The 21,085-nt window shown below is 37.9% G+C and carries 15 protein-coding genes, 1 tRNA gene and 1 rRNA gene; 11 read left to right on the forward strand and 6 right to left on the reverse strand.

The window, feature by feature from the left end; genetic code table 11:
- Positions 1-310 (reverse strand): 16S ribosomal RNA (locus H5968_RS08185); the annotation flags it as partial.
- 310 nt (positions 311-620) lie between these two features.
- Here H5968_RS08185 and glyQ point away from each other — a divergent pair.
- The 6 genes from glyQ (at position 621) to H5968_RS08215 (ending at position 8,340) form a co-directional block, all read left to right on the forward strand.
- Positions 621-1,505, forward strand: a complete 885-nt coding sequence (glyQ, locus tag H5968_RS08190; RefSeq protein ID WP_187039547.1) for a glycine--tRNA ligase subunit alpha — start codon at positions 621-623, stop codon at positions 1,503-1,505.
- Between the two features lie 273 nt (positions 1,506-1,778).
- A complete protein-coding gene (locus H5968_RS08195; protein WP_096567702.1) occupies positions 1,779-2,264 on the forward strand; it encodes a DUF4079 domain-containing protein in 486 nt (161 codons plus the stop codon).
- Between the two features lie 150 nt (positions 2,265-2,414).
- On the forward strand, positions 2,415-4,769 hold the full coding sequence (locus H5968_RS08200) for a ComEC/Rec2 family competence protein (RefSeq protein WP_187039548.1): 2,355 nt from the start codon (positions 2,415-2,417) through the stop codon (positions 4,767-4,769).
- 99 nt (positions 4,770-4,868) lie between these two features.
- Positions 4,869-4,953, forward strand: a tRNA-Ser gene (locus tag H5968_RS08205).
- 264 nt (positions 4,954-5,217) lie between these two features.
- Positions 5,218-7,032 (forward strand): proline--tRNA ligase, encoded by a 1,815-nt coding sequence (proS, locus tag H5968_RS08210; protein WP_187039549.1) that lies wholly within the window; start codon positions 5,218-5,220, stop codon positions 7,030-7,032.
- Positions 7,033-7,725: 693 nt separating this feature from the next.
- Positions 7,726-8,340, forward strand: a complete 615-nt coding sequence (locus H5968_RS08215; protein ID WP_096567695.1) for a GerMN domain-containing protein — start codon at positions 7,726-7,728, stop codon at positions 8,338-8,340.
- 518 nt (positions 8,341-8,858) lie between these two features.
- On the opposite strand, the gene accB is transcribed toward H5968_RS08215, so the two are convergent.
- Both accB and efp read right to left on the reverse strand, forming a co-directional pair.
- A complete protein-coding gene (gene accB / locus H5968_RS08220; protein ID WP_187039550.1) occupies positions 8,859-9,386 on the reverse strand; it encodes an acetyl-CoA carboxylase biotin carboxyl carrier protein in 528 nt (175 codons plus the stop codon).
- Positions 9,387-9,557: 171 nt separating this feature from the next.
- Positions 9,558-10,115, reverse strand: coding sequence for an elongation factor P (efp, locus tag H5968_RS08225; protein WP_096567692.1), 558 nt, complete (start codon positions 10,113-10,115; stop codon positions 9,558-9,560).
- Between the two features lie 212 nt (positions 10,116-10,327).
- Between efp and H5968_RS08230 the strand changes: the two genes are divergently transcribed.
- Together H5968_RS08230 and H5968_RS08235 are read left to right on the forward strand one after the other, a co-directional pair.
- Positions 10,328-11,434 carry a peptidylprolyl isomerase gene (locus H5968_RS08230; protein ID WP_187039551.1) on the forward strand — a complete coding sequence of 369 codons (1,107 nt, stop codon included), beginning with the start codon at positions 10,328-10,330 and terminating at the stop codon, positions 11,432-11,434.
- Between the two features lie 447 nt (positions 11,435-11,881).
- Positions 11,882-13,639, forward strand: coding sequence for a pentapeptide repeat-containing protein (locus H5968_RS08235; RefSeq protein ID WP_187039552.1), 1,758 nt, complete (start codon positions 11,882-11,884; stop codon positions 13,637-13,639).
- A 73-nt stretch (positions 13,640-13,712) separates the two neighbouring features.
- Here H5968_RS08235 and H5968_RS08240 read toward each other — a convergent pair whose 3' ends face one another.
- Both H5968_RS08240 and H5968_RS08245 read right to left on the reverse strand, forming a co-directional pair.
- Positions 13,713-14,285 carry a Uma2 family endonuclease gene (locus H5968_RS08240; RefSeq protein ID WP_187039553.1) on the reverse strand — a complete coding sequence of 191 codons (573 nt, stop codon included), beginning with the start codon at positions 14,283-14,285 and terminating at the stop codon, positions 13,713-13,715.
- 91 nt (positions 14,286-14,376) lie between these two features.
- A complete protein-coding gene (locus H5968_RS08245; protein ID WP_187039554.1) occupies positions 14,377-15,492 on the reverse strand; it encodes an AI-2E family transporter in 1,116 nt (371 codons plus the stop codon).
- A gap of 862 nt (positions 15,493-16,354) precedes the next feature.
- On the opposite strand from H5968_RS08245, the gene ftsH reads away from it, so the two are divergent.
- From ftsH to H5968_RS08260, 3 genes are all read left to right on the forward strand, one after another.
- Positions 16,355-18,298, forward strand: coding sequence for an ATP-dependent zinc metalloprotease FtsH (gene ftsH / locus H5968_RS08250; RefSeq protein WP_187039555.1), 1,944 nt, complete (start codon positions 16,355-16,357; stop codon positions 18,296-18,298).
- 413 nt (positions 18,299-18,711) lie between these two features.
- Entirely contained in the window at positions 18,712-19,788 is a 1,077-nt protein-coding gene (gene acsF, locus H5968_RS08255) for a magnesium-protoporphyrin IX monomethyl ester (oxidative) cyclase (RefSeq protein ID WP_187039556.1), read from the forward strand.
- Between the two features lie 146 nt (positions 19,789-19,934).
- On the forward strand, positions 19,935-20,099 hold the full coding sequence (locus H5968_RS08260) for a hypothetical protein (RefSeq protein ID WP_187039557.1): 165 nt from the start codon (positions 19,935-19,937) through the stop codon (positions 20,097-20,099).
- A 183-nt stretch (positions 20,100-20,282) separates the two neighbouring features.
- Here H5968_RS08260 and H5968_RS08265 read toward each other — a convergent pair whose 3' ends face one another.
- Positions 20,283-20,864 (reverse strand): ABC transporter permease, encoded by a 582-nt coding sequence (locus H5968_RS08265; RefSeq protein ID WP_187039558.1) that lies wholly within the window; start codon positions 20,862-20,864, stop codon positions 20,283-20,285.
- Between the last annotated feature and the right edge of the window lie 221 nt (positions 20,865-21,085).

Here is a 21,085-nt window from a genome sequence, read left to right on the forward strand (position 1 = left end):
AGGAGTCTGGGCCGTGTCTCAGTCCCAGTGTGGCTGATCATCCTCTCAGACCAGCTACTGATCGTCGCCTTGGTAGTCCCTTACACCACCAACTAGCTAATCAGACGCGAGCTTATCTTCAGGCGATAAATCTTTCACCTTTCGGCACATCCGGTATTAGCAGTCGTTTCCAACTGTTGTCCCCGACCTGAAGCCAAATTCTCACGCGTTACTCACCCGTCCGCCACTAACTCCGAAGAGTCCGTTCGACTTGCATGTGTTAAGCATACCGCCAGCGTTCATCCTGAGCCAGGATCAAACTCTCCGTTTTGTTAAGTTTGTTTAGCTCTTTTTTGACTGTCTTTTAATACCTCAGTCCGGTATCATTTTCTTTACTTGACGCAGGACTTGTTGTATACTGTCTTTCAAACTATAATATTTTCAAGGTTCGGTGTCCTTCCGAGTCCGCTCTCTCGCGGCTCTCTCTCAGGCACTTATTCAATATAGCGAACCTATCTTGGAATGTCAACTACTTTTTAAAAAAAAATTGAAAAAAAATTTTTAATGGCTGGAAGCTGCTCGGAATACTGGGTTTAGGCAACAATGGTGTAGGTGTTGTTGACTCATAGGAAGAGTAGATAGTGAATTTTCAATCAGTAATAGCGGTTTTACATCAGTTTTGGGGTGAGCGTGGTTGCTTGATTGCTCAACCTTATGACATGGAGAAGGGAGCAGGAACTAAGAATCCCCATACTTTTTTAAGGGCTTTGGGTCCAGAACCTTGGGCTGTGGCTTATGTTGAACCTTGTCGCCGTCCTACAGATGGGCGCTATGGGGAAAACCCGAATCGGTTTCAACATTATTATCAATATCAAGTTCTGATTAAACCTTCGCCAGATAATATTCAGGAAATTTATCTTGATTCTTTAAGGGCTTTGGGTATTCGTCCAGAGGATCATGATGTGCGGTTTGTGGAGGATAATTGGGAAGATGCAACGGTGGGGGCTTGGGGTACTGGTTGGGAAGTGTGGTTAGATGGGATGGAAATTACCCAGTTTACTTATTTCCAACAGTGCGGGGGTATTGATTGCCGTCCAGTGTCTATTGAGATTACTTATGGTTTAGAAAGATTGGCTATGTACCTCCAGCAAGTGGAGGCTATTACTAAGATTCAATGGACGGACAATATTACCTATGGTGATGTTCATCTTCAGGGTGAGATTGAGCAGTGTACCTATAACTTTGAAGCTTCTAATCCTGAGATGTTGCTAAATCTGTTCAATATATATGAGCAGGAAGCATCCCAACTCACAGAAAGGGGATTGGTGTTACCTAGCTTAGATTTTGTGATTAAGTGTTCCCATACATTTAATTTGCTGGATGCAAGAGGTGTAATTTCGGTGACGGAACGTACTCGCTATATTGCCAGGATTCGACATTTGGCTAGAAAGGTGGCTCATTTATATGTTGAGCAAAGGGAAAAGTTGGGTTTCCCGTTGTTGAAAAATTCACAAGCTGCTGCTTAATTCCTGTTTCAGAAGATGCAGAGCATCTAGAACACCGATTCATTAATCGTAAGGGCGAAGCATTCGGACAGAATATGAACTGGTTTCAGCGATAGGTTATCACCCGAATGCTTCGCCCCTACAAGGTAAAAACAGGTTACCTAGCATTACTGAATCGACGTTCTAGATGTTCGTTACCAGGCAACGAGATAAAATAAGCAAAGTGTTAATTTTTGTAACTCCTCCGTTTTTGGGGGAGTTGCTGTTCGTGGCAAAAATAATGGTGTGTGTCAGATGATGAATATTAGTGAAGCGTTAGAACCTATTGCAGCTTGGTTTCGTTCTTTGGGTATTCCTGAACCTGTTACACATTGGGGACATCCGGTGATGATGGGGATTGTGATTTTTGTGGTGGGTAGTTTTGTGGGTGTGTCTGGTTGGCGGGGTAAATTGCTGCAAGATACAGATAAGGATGCTGCTGTTAAAAGTCGCAGCGCCCATCGTCAGTTAGCACCTTGGTTATTTATCTTTTTGGCAGGTGGTTATACAGGTGGTGTGTTGTCTTTGGTGATGCAGCATCAACCACTGTTTGAAAGTCCGCATTTTTGGACTGGTTCTCTTGTACTGTTGCTGTTGTTGGTAAATGGTGCAATTTCTCTGAGTGGGTTTTTTGGTGATAAAGCAGGTTTACGTGCTGTTCATGCTTATTTAGGAAGTACAGCACTGTTAATTTTGTTTGTTCATGCTGTCTTGGGGTTGAATTTGGGTCTATCACTCTAAAATAGGTCTTTTCCCAATTCTCTATTTTGTTGGGTTGTGCTGTCGCTTAACCCAACCGGCAATAATTATTTTTAACTCAGTTGATTTATTTATATAATTACTTTTTTATATTAATTTTACTAACTAAGTGCTTTTGGCAATTAAATTTTTATGATACAGAGTAGTGGCGTTATTATTTGTCTGGCCTATATTTTAGGGTTGTTGTTTACAGCAGTTCCTTGGGGCGGTGTATGGATTTTTGCACTGGGGATATTGGCAGCAGTTTTTTTTCGGGCAGTTTTTATTAATTTACGGAAAATTAACTATAAACAGGAAAATTATCTCACTAAAGCTAAGACAGGGGTTAATACTCCGCTGACTACTCCTCATCCTAGAGTATGGTTAATTGCTGGTTTGGTGGGGTTGTTGGCAACTTTTTATTTTCAAGTGCGGACACCCCAACCAGGAGAGAAAGATATTAGTCAGTTTATTTCTAATGAAAATAATAGTAATCAAGAACAGTTAGTAATTGTCCGTGGGGATGTAGTAGGTACTCCCCGTTTAACTCGCAGTCAAAGGGGACAATTTTGGCTGAATGCGACGCAACTTGATGAGGTGAAAAATGACCAGGGTCCGGCAAGTGTGCCAAAAGGGGTAACGGGTAAATTATATGTGACTGTGCCTATTCTTCAAGCTACTGGTTTATATCCTGGTCAACAAATTGCGATCACTGGGATGTTATATAAACCTAAAGCGGCTCAAAATCCTGGTGCTTTTGATTTTCAGAAGTATCTTAAACAAGAAGGTACTTTTGCAGGTTTGATTGGTAAACAGATTAATATTATTGATGAAGAGCGAAAATGGGGATGGTGGCAAGTTCGGGAAAAAATTGTGCGATCGCAAGTTCGTTGGTTAGGTGTTCCTGAAGGTCCTTTAGTTAGTGCGATGGTTTTAGGTAGTAAGGCGGTAGATTTACCTTATGATATTCGTGATTTATTTGTGAATGTGGGTTTAGCTCATGCTTTGGCTGCTTCTGGTTTTCAAACTTCTTTAATTTTGGGAATAATTTTACAATTAACTAGCAAAGCTAACAAGGGTATTCAGTTTTTTTGCGGTAGTTTGGGATTACTTACTTTTTTATGTTTAGCTGGGTTTCAATCATCAATTCTTAGAGCAGTAATTATGGGTTTTGCTGCATTAATTGGTTTGGTTTTAGAAAGGAAAGTTCAACAATTAGGATCTTTATTATTAGCTGCTACTTTATTACTTTTATTTAATCCTGTTTGGATTGGAGATTTAGGTTTTCAACTCAGTTTTCTAGCAACTTTGGGGTTAATTGTCACAGCTACACCGATAACTAAACGTTTGGATTGGCTGCCTCCTGCTATCGCTTCGTTAATTTCTGTTCCTATCGCTGCCACAATTTGGACTTTACCTTTACTTTTACATATTTTTAGTGTAGTTGCTGTTTACAGTGTGCTATTGAATATTATCACTACTCCCTTGATTTCTGTGATTAGTATTGGTGGCATGATTAGTGGTTTGGTAAGTTTAATTGTACCAGATTTGGGTAGCACCTTAGCCAGTTTTTTATATTATCCAACTCATTGGTTAATTCAATTAGCTAAATTTTTTGCTAATCTGCCTGGAAGCTCGGTTGCTGTAGGTAGTATATCTACTTGGCAAATGTTTGTAGTTTATGGATTAATTATATCTACTTGTTTGGTGGGTTGGTGGCAAAAAAGATGGTGGTTTGCTGGTTTAATGGCTATTGTTTTAGTGATAATTCCTGCTTGGCATTCTACCAGTAATTTATTACGAATCACATTATTAGCAACTAATAATGAACCAGTTTTAGTAATTCAAGATCAAGGAAAGGTAACTTTAATTAATAGCGGTGATGAAGGTACAGGACGTTTCACTATTTTACCATTTTTACAACAACAAGGAATTAATCAAATTGATTGGGCGATTTCTAGCAAATTTTTGGCAAATGAAAATGATGCTTGGTTAGAAATTATGGATAGAATGCCTATTAAAAATTTTTATGCTTATTTTTCTCAACAAGAAAATAATCTGGAAACTCAAGCTATTCAAAAAAAATTACAACAGCAGCAAGGTATTTATCAGCCTTTAGCATTAGGTCAAACTATTAGCACTGGTGCTATTATTTCCCAATTCACTAATGAAAAATTACCAATTTTAAAATTGCAGATTTTTGGAAGAAATTGGTTATTGGTAGGTAGTATCAAGTCTCAACAAATAGCACAGTTAGTTAAAACCGGTGATTTGTTTTCTCCCCAGGTGCTTTGGTGTCCATCAGAATCTTTACAAGATTTGGTAACAGCACTGCAACCACCGGTGGCGATCGCATCTGATAATAATCTTAACAGTAAAACATTAGATGCTATCAAAGGTAAAACCAAACTCTTCTTCACAGGTAGAGATGGTGCGATTCAATGGACTCCTGATGCTGACTTTGAAGCTTTTATCCAAGTCACAGAAAACAAATCTTCAAATTTGTAACAGGTTAGTGAAAAATATGGTATGATAATGATATAAATTAGTATCACCCTTATTCACTAAATTCTGTGAATTATATGAGAATTATGTGAATCAAGATTTGGAGAGGTGGCAGAGTGGTTGAATGCGGCACACTCGAAATGTGTTTTGGGGCAACTCAACGGGGGTTCGAATCCCCCCCTCTCCGTTACTAGAGATGTTTTCAGTCTGGAAGTTACGTTTCAAATTTTTATGTTTCACGCAAAGGCGCAAAGAAGCAAAGATAAAAAGATGGCAAGCAATAGAAAAGCTAGAATGTGATACAAATAGATGAAAACAGTTTTTAGGTGTCTGGAAAAGCTGCAAAAGCAGGACAACTTTACAGTTTTTAGGTAATTATAAATGTTGATAAAGCTACCGATAATTTAGCGTCAGGTACTTTATGAATAATTAATTTGCAAAGGAAAAAACGATGCGACTATCACAAATGTTATTTGTTACACTCCGGGATGATCCAGCAGACGCGGAAATTCCCAGTCATAAACTTTTACTTCGCGCAGGTTATATCCGTCGCATCGGTAGCGGTATTTATGCTTATCTGCCTTTCATGTGGCGTGTTTTACAAAAAGTTTCCCAAATAGTACGGGAAGAAATGAACGCCACTGGCGCACAAGAATGTTTGTTACCTCAATTACAACCTTCTGAATTATGGAAGGAGTCAGGAAGATGGGATACTTATACTAAAGCTGAAGGTATCATGTTTTCCCTAATTGATAGAAGGGAACAACAATTAGGTTTAGGTCCTACTCATGAGGAAGTAATTACGACAGTTGCCCGTGATATGATTCGCTCATATCGTCAATTACCGCTGCATTTATATCAAATTCAAACTAAATTTCGTGATGAAATTCGCCCTCGTTTTGGTTTAATGCGGGGTAGAGAATTTATCATGAAAGATGGTTATTCTTTCCATGTGGATGAGGAAAGTTTAAAGAAAACCTACCAGGATATGTACCAAGCATACAGTAATATGCTGCGCCGTTCTGGTTTAGCTTTTCGGGCTGTGGAAGCTGACTCTGGTGCTATTGGTGGTTCTGGTTCGACAGAATTTATGGTGTTAGCTGATGCGGGAGAAGATGAAGTTCTCTATACTGAAGATGGAAAATATGCAGCGAATGTAGAAAAGGCAATTTCTTTACCTGCGGATGCGGAAAGTTCACCTTTTACTACTTTTGAAAAACGGGAAACTCCAGGAACTGACACAATAGAAAAAGTTTGTGATTTCTTAAAATGTTCTCCTACCCAAATTGTCAAAAATGTTTTATATCAAACTGTTTATGATAATGGTTTGACTGTTTTGGTGTTGGTGAATATTCGCGGTGATCAGGAAGTTAATGATGTCAAATTACAAAATGAGTTGACTAAATTAGCTGAAAAATTTGGTGCTAAAACTATTCTTTCTTTGAGTGTACCCACTAATGAAATAATTGCAACTTGGGCAGCAAAATCTTTACCTTTAGGTTATATTGCACCCGATTTAGGTGATGATTATATTGCGGGAAGTAAACAGGTAAATTCTAAATTTGTGCAGTTGGTTGATAAAACCGCTGTTGAGTTAAAGAATTTTGTCACTGGTGCAAATGAAAGCAATTTTCATGTGGTTGGTGCAAATTGGGGTGAGCAGTTTAAATTACCTGATATTGTAGTAGATATTCGGAAAGCAAAAGCGGGCGATCGCTCTCTACACAACCCCAACCAAACCCTAGAAACAGCTAGAGGAATAGAAGTTGGTCACATTTTCCAACTCGGTACAAAATATTCCCAAGCTATGAATGCAACTTATACCAGTGAACAAGGGGAAGAAAAACCTTTAGTGATGGGTTGTTATGGTGTAGGAGTTTCCCGGTTAGCACAGTCAGCGGTTGAGCAGTCCTATGATAAAGATGGGATAATTTGGCCAGTAGCGATCGCACCTTATCACGCTATTATTTCCATTCCCAATGTTAACGACACCCAACAGGTAGAAATTGCCGAAAAACTCTACACAGAACTGAATAAAGCAGGTGTCGAAACCTTACTTGATGATCGTAATGAGCGAGCAGGTGTAAAATTCAAAGATGCTGACTTAATTGGCATTCCCTTTAGAATTGTTACAGGTCGCGCCATTGCTAATGGTAAAGTAGAAGTAGTAAAACGGGCAAACCGTGAATCTCAAGAAATTGCCATTGACGAAGTTGTAAATATATTACAACAATGGATTAAAGAAGCAGTAGAGAAGAAGCAGTAGAGGGATAAAATTAAACTCTTGTGGGGCAGGCATATTGCCTGCCAATAATATGTATTTGATTTGAGGATTCACAAGAAAGTTAAAACGAAAAGACTGGCGAAAAGACTGGGAAATTTAAATATTTTCACGAAAATTGAAGTTGTGTAAATATGTACCCACAAATTTCAGGAAACTGCCATTGAGAAATTGATTAATATATTAAAGATATTAAAGAATAGATTCAAGGAGCAAGCAAAAATACAGACAAGTAAGTAGTCGGTTGCAATTAAATATAAAATGTGGGATGGGCTTACTTCGATAAACTCGGTACAAGTCTTGCCCGTCAACAGGCTTCTAGCCTGTTCCACTATACTAACAATTAATTAAACCTACTTACTTATAGTTACTGTACACTGACTTATGGAAATATAATTTTACCTATCTATCCTGTGAGCGTGCGTATTTCAAGAATTGTTGAGATTGACATTAAAGTTGATGTGACGGTCTATAAATGTGAACCTAAAATTAAAGATAAGATAAAGTTGGGTGCAGGATGATAAATTGCTGAAACAGGCAAAATACAAAGTCAGCAGAATTTTCACACATTAAGGCATCTCTAGATTTTAAGAAACTACCCACGCATCCGTATCTTCTTTAGCCAGGCTACCCCTCTCTTAAACACTACTTCAGCCCTTTGTCAAGCAGGTTTTATATATGAATGAACAACAAAGAACTAATCGTAATATTTCTTCAGGTGTCATAGCAGCCGTCTCAGCCGCAGTGGTGGCAGTAAGTGGTGGGGTAGCTTGGTTGACTTCCCAAACTCCTCAAACTCCCATACCAGGAAACCCCTCTCAAAGCATTAAACAACCACAACAGCCATTAACTACCCAGCCGGGGAAAGAAGAAACTGCTAATATATATTGGCTCAAACCAACGGAAACAAGCTTTGAATTAGTTCCTCAGCCGATAAAAATTGCTGCTGCACAACCTAGCCAAGCTTTAGAAGCTGCTTTTGAAACTTTGTTAGCAGGTCCAACAGAAGGAACAGACTCAACAACTATTCCTCAAGGTACTAAACTGCTAGGTTTGAAAGCTGACAATAACGAAGTTCACGTTAATTTATCAGAAGATTTTACCAGTGGTGGGGGTAGTGCCTCAATGGTTGGCCGTGTAGGGCAGGTTGTCTACACTGCTACTAGTTTAAATCCTAACGCCAAAGTTTACATTGAAGTCAATGGTAAGCCATTAGAAGTTTTAGGTGGTGAAGGTGTGGAAATAGAACAACCACTAACTCGTAAAAGCTTTAACGAAAATTATCCTCTTTAGTCAGTAGTCGTAGGGGCGAAGTAGGGGCGAAGCATTCGGAAAATAACCTGTGATAAAAATTGATAATTTATCGCCCGAATGCTTCGCCCTTATAGGAAAATAGCCTTGGACAAAAATTGATAATTTATCGCCCGAATGCTTCGCCCTTATAGGAAAATAGCCTTGGACAAAAATTGATAATTTATCGCCCGAATGCTTCGCCCTTACAGGAAAATAACCTGTAATAAAAATTGATCATTGTTCGCCCGAATGCTTCGCCCGTACAGTAGTCAGTAGTTGATGATTTTTCCAGAACAAAAAGAACTGACAAAGGACAACTGACTAATTTTGATCAACTTCTTTTCAAGTTGTAGCGCAGCGATCGCAAATAGTCGTTAACATAACAATGAACAGGGTGCTGAGGACATCAATTGATAATCAAACTCCAACTACAACAGGGTTTTCCTGCTGACTCTGAGAACAGTTGACTTCTGGAACTTTTGACTTCTGGAACTGCTAACTGCTGACTGCTACTATAATTAATCTGGATTAATTCGCATTAAAGGTTGACCATATTCTACAGGTTCGCCATTTTGAACGAGAATTTCCATCACTTGTCCAGAGACTTCGGCTTCAATTTCGTTCATCAGTTTCATAGCTTCGATGATGCAGACTGATTGACCTACTTTAACGCGATCGCCCACTTCCACAAATGGCGCTTCACCTGGTGCGGGTGCGCGATAAAAAGTTCCCACCATCGGAGACTGGACTTCTACAAATCGAGAGGCGGCGGCGTTAACAGCTAAAGGTGATTGTGCTGTAGCCGAATTATCACGACTTGTAGTTATTTCTGGTAATTGTATGGGTGCTGTTTGGGTTGCTGGTGCAGGTGTCAATCCTGGACTAACCATACCACCTAACTGAGCTTGACCGACCGACAGTACAGAATTATTTCCACCTTTACGCACTGTTAGCTCAAAGTCATCGCTTTTAAGTGATACTTCGGTAATATCAGTTTGTGCAATAGTAGCTAATAGTTGGCGGATTTCATTAAAATCTAATGGCACAGTATTTTTTACCTCGACCTAACCGTAAATCAGAATCTTATTCTCCCATTCAGGAGGTAATACCCAGAAATTTGGTGTGATTTCCAGGTACTACGGGAAATTGTTCATTTCTCCAACCTCGCTGGATGACAAGGGCTGGAAATCGATCTGGGATATCCACAAAAAAGCGGCTTATTCCCTGCCTAAATATTTATCTTCTCTGGTATCTATCTTGATCCGTTCACCTTGAGAAATAAACAGGGGAACCATGACAGTTGCGCCGGTTTCTACCTTCGCTGGTTTAGTACCACCTGTAGCGGTATCACCTTTCACACCAGGATCAGTTTCAACTACTTCGAGAACCACAGAATTAGGTAATTCAACTTCTAGCACTTGTTCGCCCCAACGAATAACGTTGACTTCCATACCTTCTTTGAGGTACTTAACGCGATCGCCAATTTGTGCAGCACTTAATCTACCTTCTTCATAAGTTTCCATATCCATAAAGATGAATTCTTCACCTTCTTTATAGGTATGTTGCATTGTCAGTTTTTCAAGAGTAGCCTGTGGCACAGTTTCACCAGCCCGGAAAGTCCGTTCTAAAACCTTGCCGGTTTGGACATTTTTAATAGTTGTCCGTACAAAGGCAGAACCTTTACCTGGCTTAACGTGAAGGAAATCAATCACCCGCCATACAGACCCGTCGAGGACGATAGAAACACCGGGTCGAAAGTCATTACTAGAGATCATGAAACTTGCAAATTTTGGAAGATAGTCGGCATTTATTGTACCTGTTATTAGGGGATAGGGAATAGGGAATAGGGAATAGGGAAGGTAAATAACCCAATTACCCATTACCAATTACCCATTACCCATTACCAATCCGCAATATGGGAAGATGAATGATGGGTTACTTCCCAGTTCATACAGTTAACAATTTGATGCTGCATTTGAGAAATTCCATGTTTAACTTCATAAAATCCTGGCTGAAATACAGCCTCAAGACCATGCTGCTGGTAACAATACTTGTAGGAATAAGCACTGCTGGGTGGACTTCCTTTAGTTATGCAGCCCTGCCATCTGGTAACGCTATCACTGACGGTAAAGCTTTGTTACGGTATGCACTGCCCATTGATAATCAACCAGTACGCAAACTGCAAGCTAGTTTAGAAGATATTTCTAACCAACTACGTGCTAATAAGCGATGGAGTGCGGTTTCTAGAGACCTCAGCCAAGCTTCCCGGATTCTCGATAAACCTTCCCAAATCTTAACAAGCGTTCCCGCAGAACGCCAACCCCAAGCCGAAACTTGGATTGCTGATTTAAAATCTGGCATTGCAGAATTGCAAGAAGTAGTTAAAAACAAACAAAAAGACCCTATTCTGGAAGGCAGAGCGAAATTACTCAATCTTGTGACTTTGTTAGAAGAGTCAATGGTGACAGAATTTCCTTTTGAAGTTCCTGCTAAGTTTAGTAATTTACCTCAACTTAAAGGCCGCGCTACTATTGCCATTAAAACCAATAAAGGATATCTGACTGTAGTGGTAGATGGTTATAGCGCCCCAGTGACTGCTGGTAATTTTGTCGACTTGGTGCAACGGGGTTTTTATAACGGTTTAGAATTTACCCGTTCTGAAGAATCTTATGTATTACAAACAGGAGATCCTGAAGGTAAAGAAGTCGGTTTTATTGATCCTGCAACTGGTAAATATCGGGCTATTCCTTTAGAAATTTTAGTAGAAGGCGAAAAAGAACCAACTTATGGTATTACTTTGGAAGATGCTGGACGTTATCTTGATATGCCAGTATTACCTTTTTCTTCTTTTGGTGCTTTAGCAATGGCACGTCCTGAAGGTAATGTAGATGGTGGTTCTTCTCAGGTTTTCTTCTTTTTATTTGAACCAGAATTAACTCCTGCTGGACGTAATCTTTTAGATGGTCGCTATTCTGTTTTTGGTTATTTGACTGAAGGTAAGGACATTTTAGATAAGCTCAAAGCAGGTGACAAAATTGAATCTGCTACGGTTGTTCAAGGAATTGAAAATTTAGTTCAGCCACAAGCAGCTTAGTTAATTTTGGATTTTAGATTTTGGATTTTGGATTTATTCTGAAATCTAAAATCTATCTGGTTTGTTGTTGTTTGTTGTTTATTATAGCAATTACCATTCAAGTGAGATACAGGCTTTAATAATTAAACGCAGATGGACGCAGATTAACGCAGATGATTTTTGACAGAAAACCGATACCTAACGTAAGTTGCTAGTTAGGGAAACTGTCTGAATCAGGATGTCCAGGATTTCAGGATTTACAGGATGAAAACAGGGATTTCATCACCTATTAACAATTACCAATTACCCATTAACAGCCTCAACTACATAACTAGCAACTTGGGTTACCTAATAAATATAATGATATAGTTAGGAAAATTCACAAAAATTTATATCCTGCTGTTGTTAGTTTAGCCTTGATTTTGGGAAACCTGTAAATATAGGTAAAAGACAGTGAGGCTAAGATTTATGACTAATTCAAATTCAGAACTAAGTTTAGCAGCTTTAGCAGAGCGAATTTCTCAGGTTGAACGGGAACAGGAATTAAGACGAAAAAATATTGCTTGGTTAAAACAGTATTTTGATGAATTGAAACAGGATTTTAATAATAGACCAGAATTAGTACAAGTTCAAAATTTGCAACAAGAGATAGTCAATTTAACTGCTCAAGTTGCTGATTTACAACAGCGTCTAAATGAGTCATATAATGAAAAGGAAAATTTACAGGATGGTGAAAATTCTAATGATGTGAAAATTTTAGATGATGCAGAAATAGTAAAACAGTTTTTTGAGAGGGTAGATAAACAACAAAATCAAGGTGAGTTGATAGAAAAAGCGGGTGAAGTTGAAAATGTTGATGTTGGTGAGAGTGAGGAAGAAAAGGAAGTTGATGTAGTTTTTGAGGAAACGGAAGATAGCAGAAATTTCAATGATTTAGAATTTAAGATTGAAAGGGTGATGTGGTTAGTTAATAGGATGTATACAGCAGAGGAAGATTATCAGGATATTGCTGTTAGTGCAGAGGAATTTTGGCAAAGGTATGAAGTAGGAGAACGGGATTTTACAGGTATTAATTTAGCTGGTGTAGATTTGAGTTTGCTAACAATAAGCAGGGTCAATTTTACTCAAGCTAATTTGAAAAATGCTAATCTCCAGGGTATTAAAATGCACTCTGTAAAATTAGATGGTGCAAATCTTCAGGGTGTAGATATTAGTAATAGTAGCTTATTTGATTGTACCTTGCATGAAGCTAATTTTTATAATGCCAATCTTGAGAATATCAAACTTACCTCAGTCAGTCTAGAAAATGCCAAATTTAGAAAAGCAAACCTAACTGGAGCGAATCTTTATCAAATTAACATGAACGGTGCTAATTTAACAGGCGCTAATTTGAGCAAGGCAAATTTGAGAAAATCAAAGCTAATTGGAGCAGATTTGAATAACGCTAATTTGAGTAAAACTAATCTTTTTGAAACAAACTTTGAAGGTGCAAATCTTGAAGGTGTCAATCTCCAAAAAGCTATTTACAATCTGCAAACCATCTTACCTAAAGATTTTGCAATTTCTCAAGCTGGTGCTTATTTAATTGCTCCTGGTGCTTCCTTGACAAACGCTGACTTATCTGGTTATGACTTACAACAAGTAAATTTAACTGGTGCTAATTTAACAAATTCAAAGTTAGAATTAGCCAATCTTCAAGGTGCAGATTTAAGTCAGGCTAACTTGAGTAGCGCAAATTTAACTAAGGCAAATTTGAACAGTGCAAAACTACTTCAAGCCAATCTAAAGGCTGCTAATTTAAGTGAAGCAAATTTAGAGATTGCCAACTTAACTGCTGCTCAAATGACTCATGCAAATTTGATGAAAATATCGTTACATAGTGCTAATTTAACTGCTGCTGAAATGTCTGGTGCAAATTTAATAAACGCCAAATTTGATTATGCTAATTTCAGTGGTGCTAATCTTAGTGGAGTAAACTTGGTTGGTGTGACTCTTAGCGGTAATTTCAGTGGTGCTAATTTAACTAACACAAACCTTTGTGGTGCATCTCTCCAGTCTTTAAACCTATGTGGAGCTAACCTAACTTCAGCCGACTTGCGTGGTGCTAATTTGATTAATGCCAAGCTAGAAAAAGCGAATCTAAAAAACGCAAATATTAGCGGTGCAAACCTAGAAAATGCAAAGCTTACTGGTGCAATAATGCCAGATGGAACAACCCATGATTAGAATTTAACGAGGTTTACCAGAAAATCTCACATTTTTACTGTAGGTTAGATTTACAAACAACCTAACCTACAATTTAGACCAACTTACCTGCATTCAAAACCTGCTCAACTGTAAGATTCAATTCAGGAAAAGTCCGCGATATAATTTTTTCATTAGCAGTAAATACTGTATCTTCATATAATCCCTCTTCTAGCAATAAAACAGAAATCTTATTGTCTAAAGGATCTACTATCCAATATTCAGGAACTCCTAAAGCAGCATATTCCGATCTTTTATAACGATAATCTCTTTTTACCGATTCTGGACTGACAACTTCTACAATTAATAATGGTGCTGACTCAAACACAGCAGAAGCATTTATCAGTTCTTTCGCATCTTCTTCCGTCACCACACACAAATCACTCAACCGCGATTTATTTTTACTCGTTCTCACCCCAGTTTCCCGAAAACACAACCAAGGTAAACTTAAAGTTTGAATTTCTACATCTATATTTTTTTCCAAAAATTTGCAAATCAAAAAATGTTCAATCGTAGGTGGATTCATAATTTCTAATTGTCCATCAACCAGTTCAGATTTAAACCCAGATTCATCTTCATAATTTAAGTATTCTTTAAAAGTCAGACTTCTTACTGCTGTGTTAACCATCTTGATTACCCCTAGATGTTAGTTGTATATTAACCTATAAGTGAAATGAAAATTGTCAGAACTTGGGGATCTATTTGCTGGAATGTTGTAATTAATCTTCATCATCTGCTGTAAGTTCCATTTCCTCAGTTTCATTAATATCAGGAGATTCAGCAACCATCACTAATTCATTATCTACATGATGATTATGCCGCCATTCATCCAAGACATCTTTAACTAATACTTCTTGTACCCAAATTTTAGCAACAACGGTTAAAGGTAATGCCAAAAATAATCCTAAAAAGCCAAAAAAGGTCACAAAAAACAACTGAGAAATTAAAGTTACTGCTGGTAGTAAAGATACCTGATGCGCCATGACTATGGGCGTGATAAAATTACTCTCAGCTTGTTGAATAAAAAAGTAGAGAATCAAGACAAAAATAGGTTTCCAGGGAGAATCTAAAAGAGCGATCGCCATTGCTGGAACTACACTCATAGTTGGTCCCAAGTTGGGAATTAAATTCATAAAACCTGCTAAAACTCCCAAGGCTAAAGCAGCTTTAACACCCAACAGCGATAAGCCGATCAAACTCATCAATCCTACTACACAAACAGCAAGAAAAGCCCCTGATACCCATCTTTCTAAGGAAAGCTCACATTGATCTAAAATTCCCTCTACCCGTCGGCGATAAAATGAAGGAAATAGCCTCACAAATACTTTCCGATAAGCATTAGGATTAACTAAAAACATCCCAGTTAAAACTAGAACTAATAAAATATTAAGGACAATTACCAAAGAACCAGAAACAAAAGCAAAAGAATTTCCTAATACTCGATTAATTAAAGGTTGTGCTTCGGCAACTAAACTGTTTATATCAGGAATAAAAACTTCCAATTGTTCAGGAATGTGAGTTCTCTGTTCATCAATCCAAGTATTAATACGTTCAAAACCTTGGGGAACTCGATAGGTTAATTCTTGAAATTGTTGGGCGAAAGGTGGCACAATTAACCAGAAAAAACCTATTACACCCGCTAAAAAAATCATCACTGACAAAAAAACCGCAAACCCACTTTTTATGCCTAAATTTTGGAAAGTTCGTGCTAACCGATTTAAGGTAGTTGCTAACACAACAGCAGCAAATATCAGTAACAGCACTTCCCGCAGTTGCCACAATATATATAAAGAGAGAACTAAGGTGATTAAACCTATCCATTGACCAAGTTTCACAGACTAAACTCCCAAACCTTGGTGAGATGAAATTTTAGTAGTCATTTAACAGTCAGTAGGGGTTAGCACTGCTAAACCCGTACAGTAGTCAGAATATTTGATTAATTGGTAGATGATCAAATATTACGTTTGCAGGTGTGCTTTAAAAAGCCTACGGGCGAAGCATTCGGGCGAGCAATTATAAATTTTTGTCCCAGGCTATTTTCCGAATGCTTCGCCCCTACTTTGTTTTTGTGTTGGCATTCGCCAAAGTAAGAGAGTTATCAGAATTACAGTAGGCAACAAAACTAAAATCAGCGCGTTTAATGATGTACCTGGGATTAACACCATTGGTCCTGCATACTTAATCAAAAACGAGATGACAGTTGACAAAAGAAGTAGTTTCAGCAAGAAGAATAGTTGATTTTTCATAAAAGTGCGGGAATACACATTTTTTTGGTAGGGTATACACGAATTTAGACTTGAAGATTGATTCTGAACATTCTCTACAATAGAAATCAGACACAAAACTTTACTTGTGCATCTTCCTACCGTAGTAGCTCTGAATGTAATTGGTAGATTAATACCTATAGCTCTAGCATTATACCAATTTTCTTTGGGAAATGCTCTAGTAATTCTGCTAGTTACGGCTATTTTTAGATTGGTCAGTTAGTTTGCAGCAAGATTAGCATCAAAATTGACAATTGACAATTGATAATTGTTTCATTCAAGGTTTAAAACCTCCTCTTTCAAGGGGAAAAAGTCCAAGATTCCGCTTTTTCAAGACTCTGAATTTAAAGGAGAGGTAATTGTTAATTGACAATTGATAATTGACAATTGTTGAGCCATTAGCAATGAGCAAATTTTATAGAGGTAAATTATCATGCCTGTAGAAACAAATAATAATAATAAAAACAAAATGAAAACGCCAAAAATTCGACAGTTTGGTGGTAGCTTCCTAATTTTACTAACTTTGTTATTGCTGCTGAATTTGATAGTTCCCAGTATTTTAGGACCACGATTGCAGCAAGTTCCTTATAGTGATTTTATTGATCAGGTAAAAGCGGGTAAAGTGGAAAAAGCAGTTGTGGGGAGCGATCGCATTGAATACGCAATCAAAACCGAAAATCCTGAAGGTAAAACCGTGGAACAGGTATTTAGAACCACACCTGTAGCTATTGATTTGGATTTACCCAAAATTCTGCGGGAAAATAATGTAGAATTTGCCGCACCTCCACCAAATGAAAACGCTTGGATTGCTACTATATTAAGTTGGGTTGCTCCTCCATTAATTTTCTTTGGAATTTGGGCCTTTTTAATGAGTCGTCAAGGTGGAGGACCAGCAGCATTAACAGTTGGTAAAAGCAAAGCGCGGATTTATTCTGAAGGTAGCACTGGGGTAAAATTCCCAGATGTTGCAGGTGTGGATGAAGCAAAAGCAGAATTAGAAGAAATAGTTGATTTCTTGAAAAACGCTGCTAAATACACAAATTTAGGAGCAAAAATTCCCAAAGGTGTCTTATTAGTTGGACCTCCAGGAACTGGTAAAACATTATTAGCAAAAGCTATTGCTGGTGAAGCGGGTGTTCCTTTCTTTAGTATTTCCGGTTCTGAATTTATTGAATTATTTGTAGGGGTTGGTGCTGCAAGAGTTAGAGATTTATTTGAACAAGCAAAACAACAAGCACCCTGTATTGTTTTCATTGATGAGTTAGACGCTTTAGGTAAATCTCGCGGTGGTGCTGGTGGTTTCGTTGGTGGTAACGATGAAAGAGAACAAACATTAAACCAATTATTAACAGAAATGGATGGTTTTGATGCTAACACTGGTGTTATTATCATCGCTGCTACTAACCGTCCTGAAGTTCTCGATCCTGCTTTACGTCGTCCTGGTCGTTTTGACCGTCAAATTGTGGTAGATAGACCTGATAAAATTGGTAGGGAAGCTATTCTTAAAGTCCACGCGAGAAATGTCAAATTAGCAGAAGATGTTGATTTAGGAATTATTGCTACTCGTACCCCTGGTTTTGCCGGTGCAGATTTAGCAAATTTAGTAAATGAAGCTGCATTATTAGCCGCAAGAAATAACCGTCAAGCAGTATTAATGGCTGACTTTAATGAAGCTATCGAAAGACTAATTGCCGGTTTAGAAAAACGTTCTCGTGTCTTAAATGAAATTGAGAAAAAAACCGTTGCTTATCATGAAGTCGGTCATGCTATAGTTGGTGCATTAATGCCAGGAGCAGGTAAAGTAGAAAAAATCTCTGTTGTTCCTCGTGGTGTAGGTGCTTTGGGTTATACAATTCAAATGCCAGAAGAAGACAGATTTTTGATGGTAGAAGATGAAATTCGTGGACGTATTGCCACTTTATTAGGTGGACGTTCTTCGGAAGAAATTGTATTTGGTAAAGTTTCCACTGGTGCTGCTGACGATATTCAAAAAGCCACAGATTTAGCGGAAAGAGCGATTACAATTTATGGGATGAGTAATAAACTCGGACCTGTTGCATTTGAAAAAGTCCAACAGCAGTTTATTGAAGGTTATGGCAATCCTCGACGTTCAATTAGTCCGCAAATGACGCAAGAAATTGACCGCGAAGTGAAGGAAATTGTTGATAATGCTCACCACATTGCTTTGAGTATTCTGCAAAATAACCGCGATTTATTAGAGGAAATTTCTCAGGAATTATTAGAGAAGGAAATTCTCGAAGGTGGTTATTTACGAGAAAAGCTTTCTCAAGCTCAAGCACCTGATGAAATGGATGAATGGTTGAGAAATGGTCAGTTAGATGCTGATAAACCTTTGTTGCAAACGCTCTTGGTTTAGTGTGCGATAAATGTAGGGATTTACGGTAGGGGTTTAGCAACGCTAAACCCCTACATTTTTGATTTTTAACGGAGTCTTTTTAGTGCCAGAACCAAGACGTATATTAGGCTCACTGAAAATACCACCCTTGACAATTTCTCCTTTTCCTTAACTTTTCACCAATGCCTTCGATTATCTACTTATTTAAGCTGATTAATACCCATGATAACTTAACAAGTAAAGTCCAGACTAGCATCAGTGATCCCAACTAACTACCAATTTTCAACTTCTGATTCCGCAATAGCTAAAGATTTGTTGCAACTCTTAATGATTTATTTCCCTTTTCACGCCTAGACCTTGGTACACTGTATTTCATACAAATGTCATTATTGTCCTTGGTTCAAAATTAAGAAAGACACTCACTGCAAGCAAACATGGTAGATTCCCTAAAAAAACCAGGCTTTGAAGAAATGCGTCCTGGGGTGAAAGTACCCTCTAAAGAAACCCTTTTAACACCCCGGTTTTACACAACCGATTTTGATGAAATGGCGCGGATGGATATCTCCGTCAACGAAGACGAGTTAAAAGCCATCCTTGAAGAATTCCGGGTTGACTATAACCGCCATCACTTTGTCCGGGATGCCGAATTTGAACAATCCTGGGATCATATTGATGGGGAAACTCGCCAGTTGTTCATTGAATTTCTGGAACGTTCCTGTACTGCAGAGTTTTCCGGCTTTTTACTTTACAAAGAACTCGGCCGCCGCTTAAAAGATAAAAGCCCTGTATTGGCTGAATGCTTTAACTTAATGTCACGGGATGAAGCACGTCACGCAGGGTTTTTAAACAAGGCAATGTCAGACTTTAATCTATCCTTAGATTTAGGATTTTTGACCAAGAGCCGCAATTATACCTTCTTTAAGCCCAAATTCATCTTCTACGCTACCTATCTTTCTGAGAAGATTGGTTATTGGCGTTATATCACCATTTATCGTCATTTAGAACAACATCCTGAAGATAGAATTTACCCAATTTTCCGCTTCTTTGAAAATTGGTGTCAGGATGAAAACCGTCATGGTGACTTTTTTGATGCCATCATGAGAGCGCAACCCCAAATGCTCAATGACTGGAAAGCTAAACTCTGGAGTCGGTTCTTCCTGTTGTCAGTATTTGCTACCATGTATCTCAATGATATTCAGCGTAAAGATTTCTATGCTGCTATAGGTTTGGATGCACGGGAATACGACATTTATGTGATTAAGAAGACTAATGAAACTGCTGGAAGAGTCTTCCCCGTCATGTTAGATGTGGATAATCCAGAGTTTTACGAGCGTTTGGATGTTTGTGTCAAGAATAACGAAAAATTGAGCGCAATTTCCAACTCCAATACACCCAAATTCCTGCAATTCTTCCAAAAACTGCCAATTTACATTTCTCATGGTTGGCAATTGTTAAACTTGTACCTAATTAGACCCATTGATGCGGTTTCGACTCATGGTCAAGCTAGATAACTTTACTTAAATGTGTAAAAACACCAGTGGTTCTGTTGTTAACAGAGCCACTTTTTTTAGCATTTTGTATGTAATTTTAGGGAGAAAATTCGCAAAATTGAACGTCAGCAGTTGTATATTAACTAAGAAATTTAGATATAATTCCCATGCTTCAGAGTTTGACTAAAAAACTACCAATATTAGTATCTTTTTGCTTAGTAAATAGCTATTTTTTACCTGCGATCGCTGTAGATGTTTGTACAGAAAACCTAACTAAAGGAGAATATAAATACTATAACAGGAGGCAGGAGGAAAAGCCTTATTATATCTAGGTTTCAAGGATTAATAATGTCCTAATTATTCTGGCTACAGCTATAATAAAATTAGCGATCGCTATCATGACTCAGATCGAAAACGAGATGTTCTTTAGGTGAACGTTCTGCCCAACAAAAATTAAGGTGGCAAGGTTCAATTCGGAGAAATAGATAATGAGTAAATAAATCAGTTATAATCAGTTATTCACTCTTAGAAGATTTACTTTGTTCGCCAACTATTTGGTAAAGAACACTACCAGTTAAGTCTAGCAATTGGTCGAGAAAAACACCAATAACAGCGATGTAGAGTAAAGCATCAATGATGTATCGTGGGTTGTTGACTTTATAACCATTCCAAACTAAAAAGCCCAACCCTTTTGAACCTGCAAGCATTTCTGTAGCAATGACTGTAAACCAAGCTATCCACATACCTAGTCTTAAAGCTTTAAATATGTAATGAATAGCTACGCGAGAGTTATTATCTTGTTGGCGAAATTTATGAATACCTGTGGCAGTTTCCACAATTATCGCCCAAAGAACACCAACAAAAACTACAAAAATAGCTGCCGTTTCATTTTCTTTAAATAAAATCAGCGCAATAGGTAAAAAGGCAATAGAAGGAATGCTATTTGGGATTTGGAATAACCTACTAAATAGCTGATAAACTATGCCATTAATACCAATAACAAAACCAATGAATATCCCTAAAATAACGGCTGGGATATAACCTACAAATAACCGTTGTAAAGTGGCTACAATGTCTACTAAGATACTATTTTCCATTCCTCAGTTATGATTTGAAACGTCGTGAAGATGAATAAGTAGTAATGCTCAATACCTGTGGAAGGGAAACAGAAAAATCTGATAAAAACATCTAACTAATTAGAGTAGGAGTCAGGAGTCAGGATCAAAACCAGCTTTGTGTATAGGTTTCAATTTAAATTATGTACCTAATTGATCTGCGCTCTGCTGTTAAATCTAATTTAAATCTAGTGAAAATCTTT

This window comes from Sphaerospermopsis sp. LEGE 00249, from assembly GCF_014299995.1.
In the GTDB taxonomy this organism is placed as follows: domain Bacteria; phylum Cyanobacteriota; class Cyanobacteriia; order Cyanobacteriales; family Nostocaceae; genus Sphaerospermopsis; species Sphaerospermopsis kisseleviana.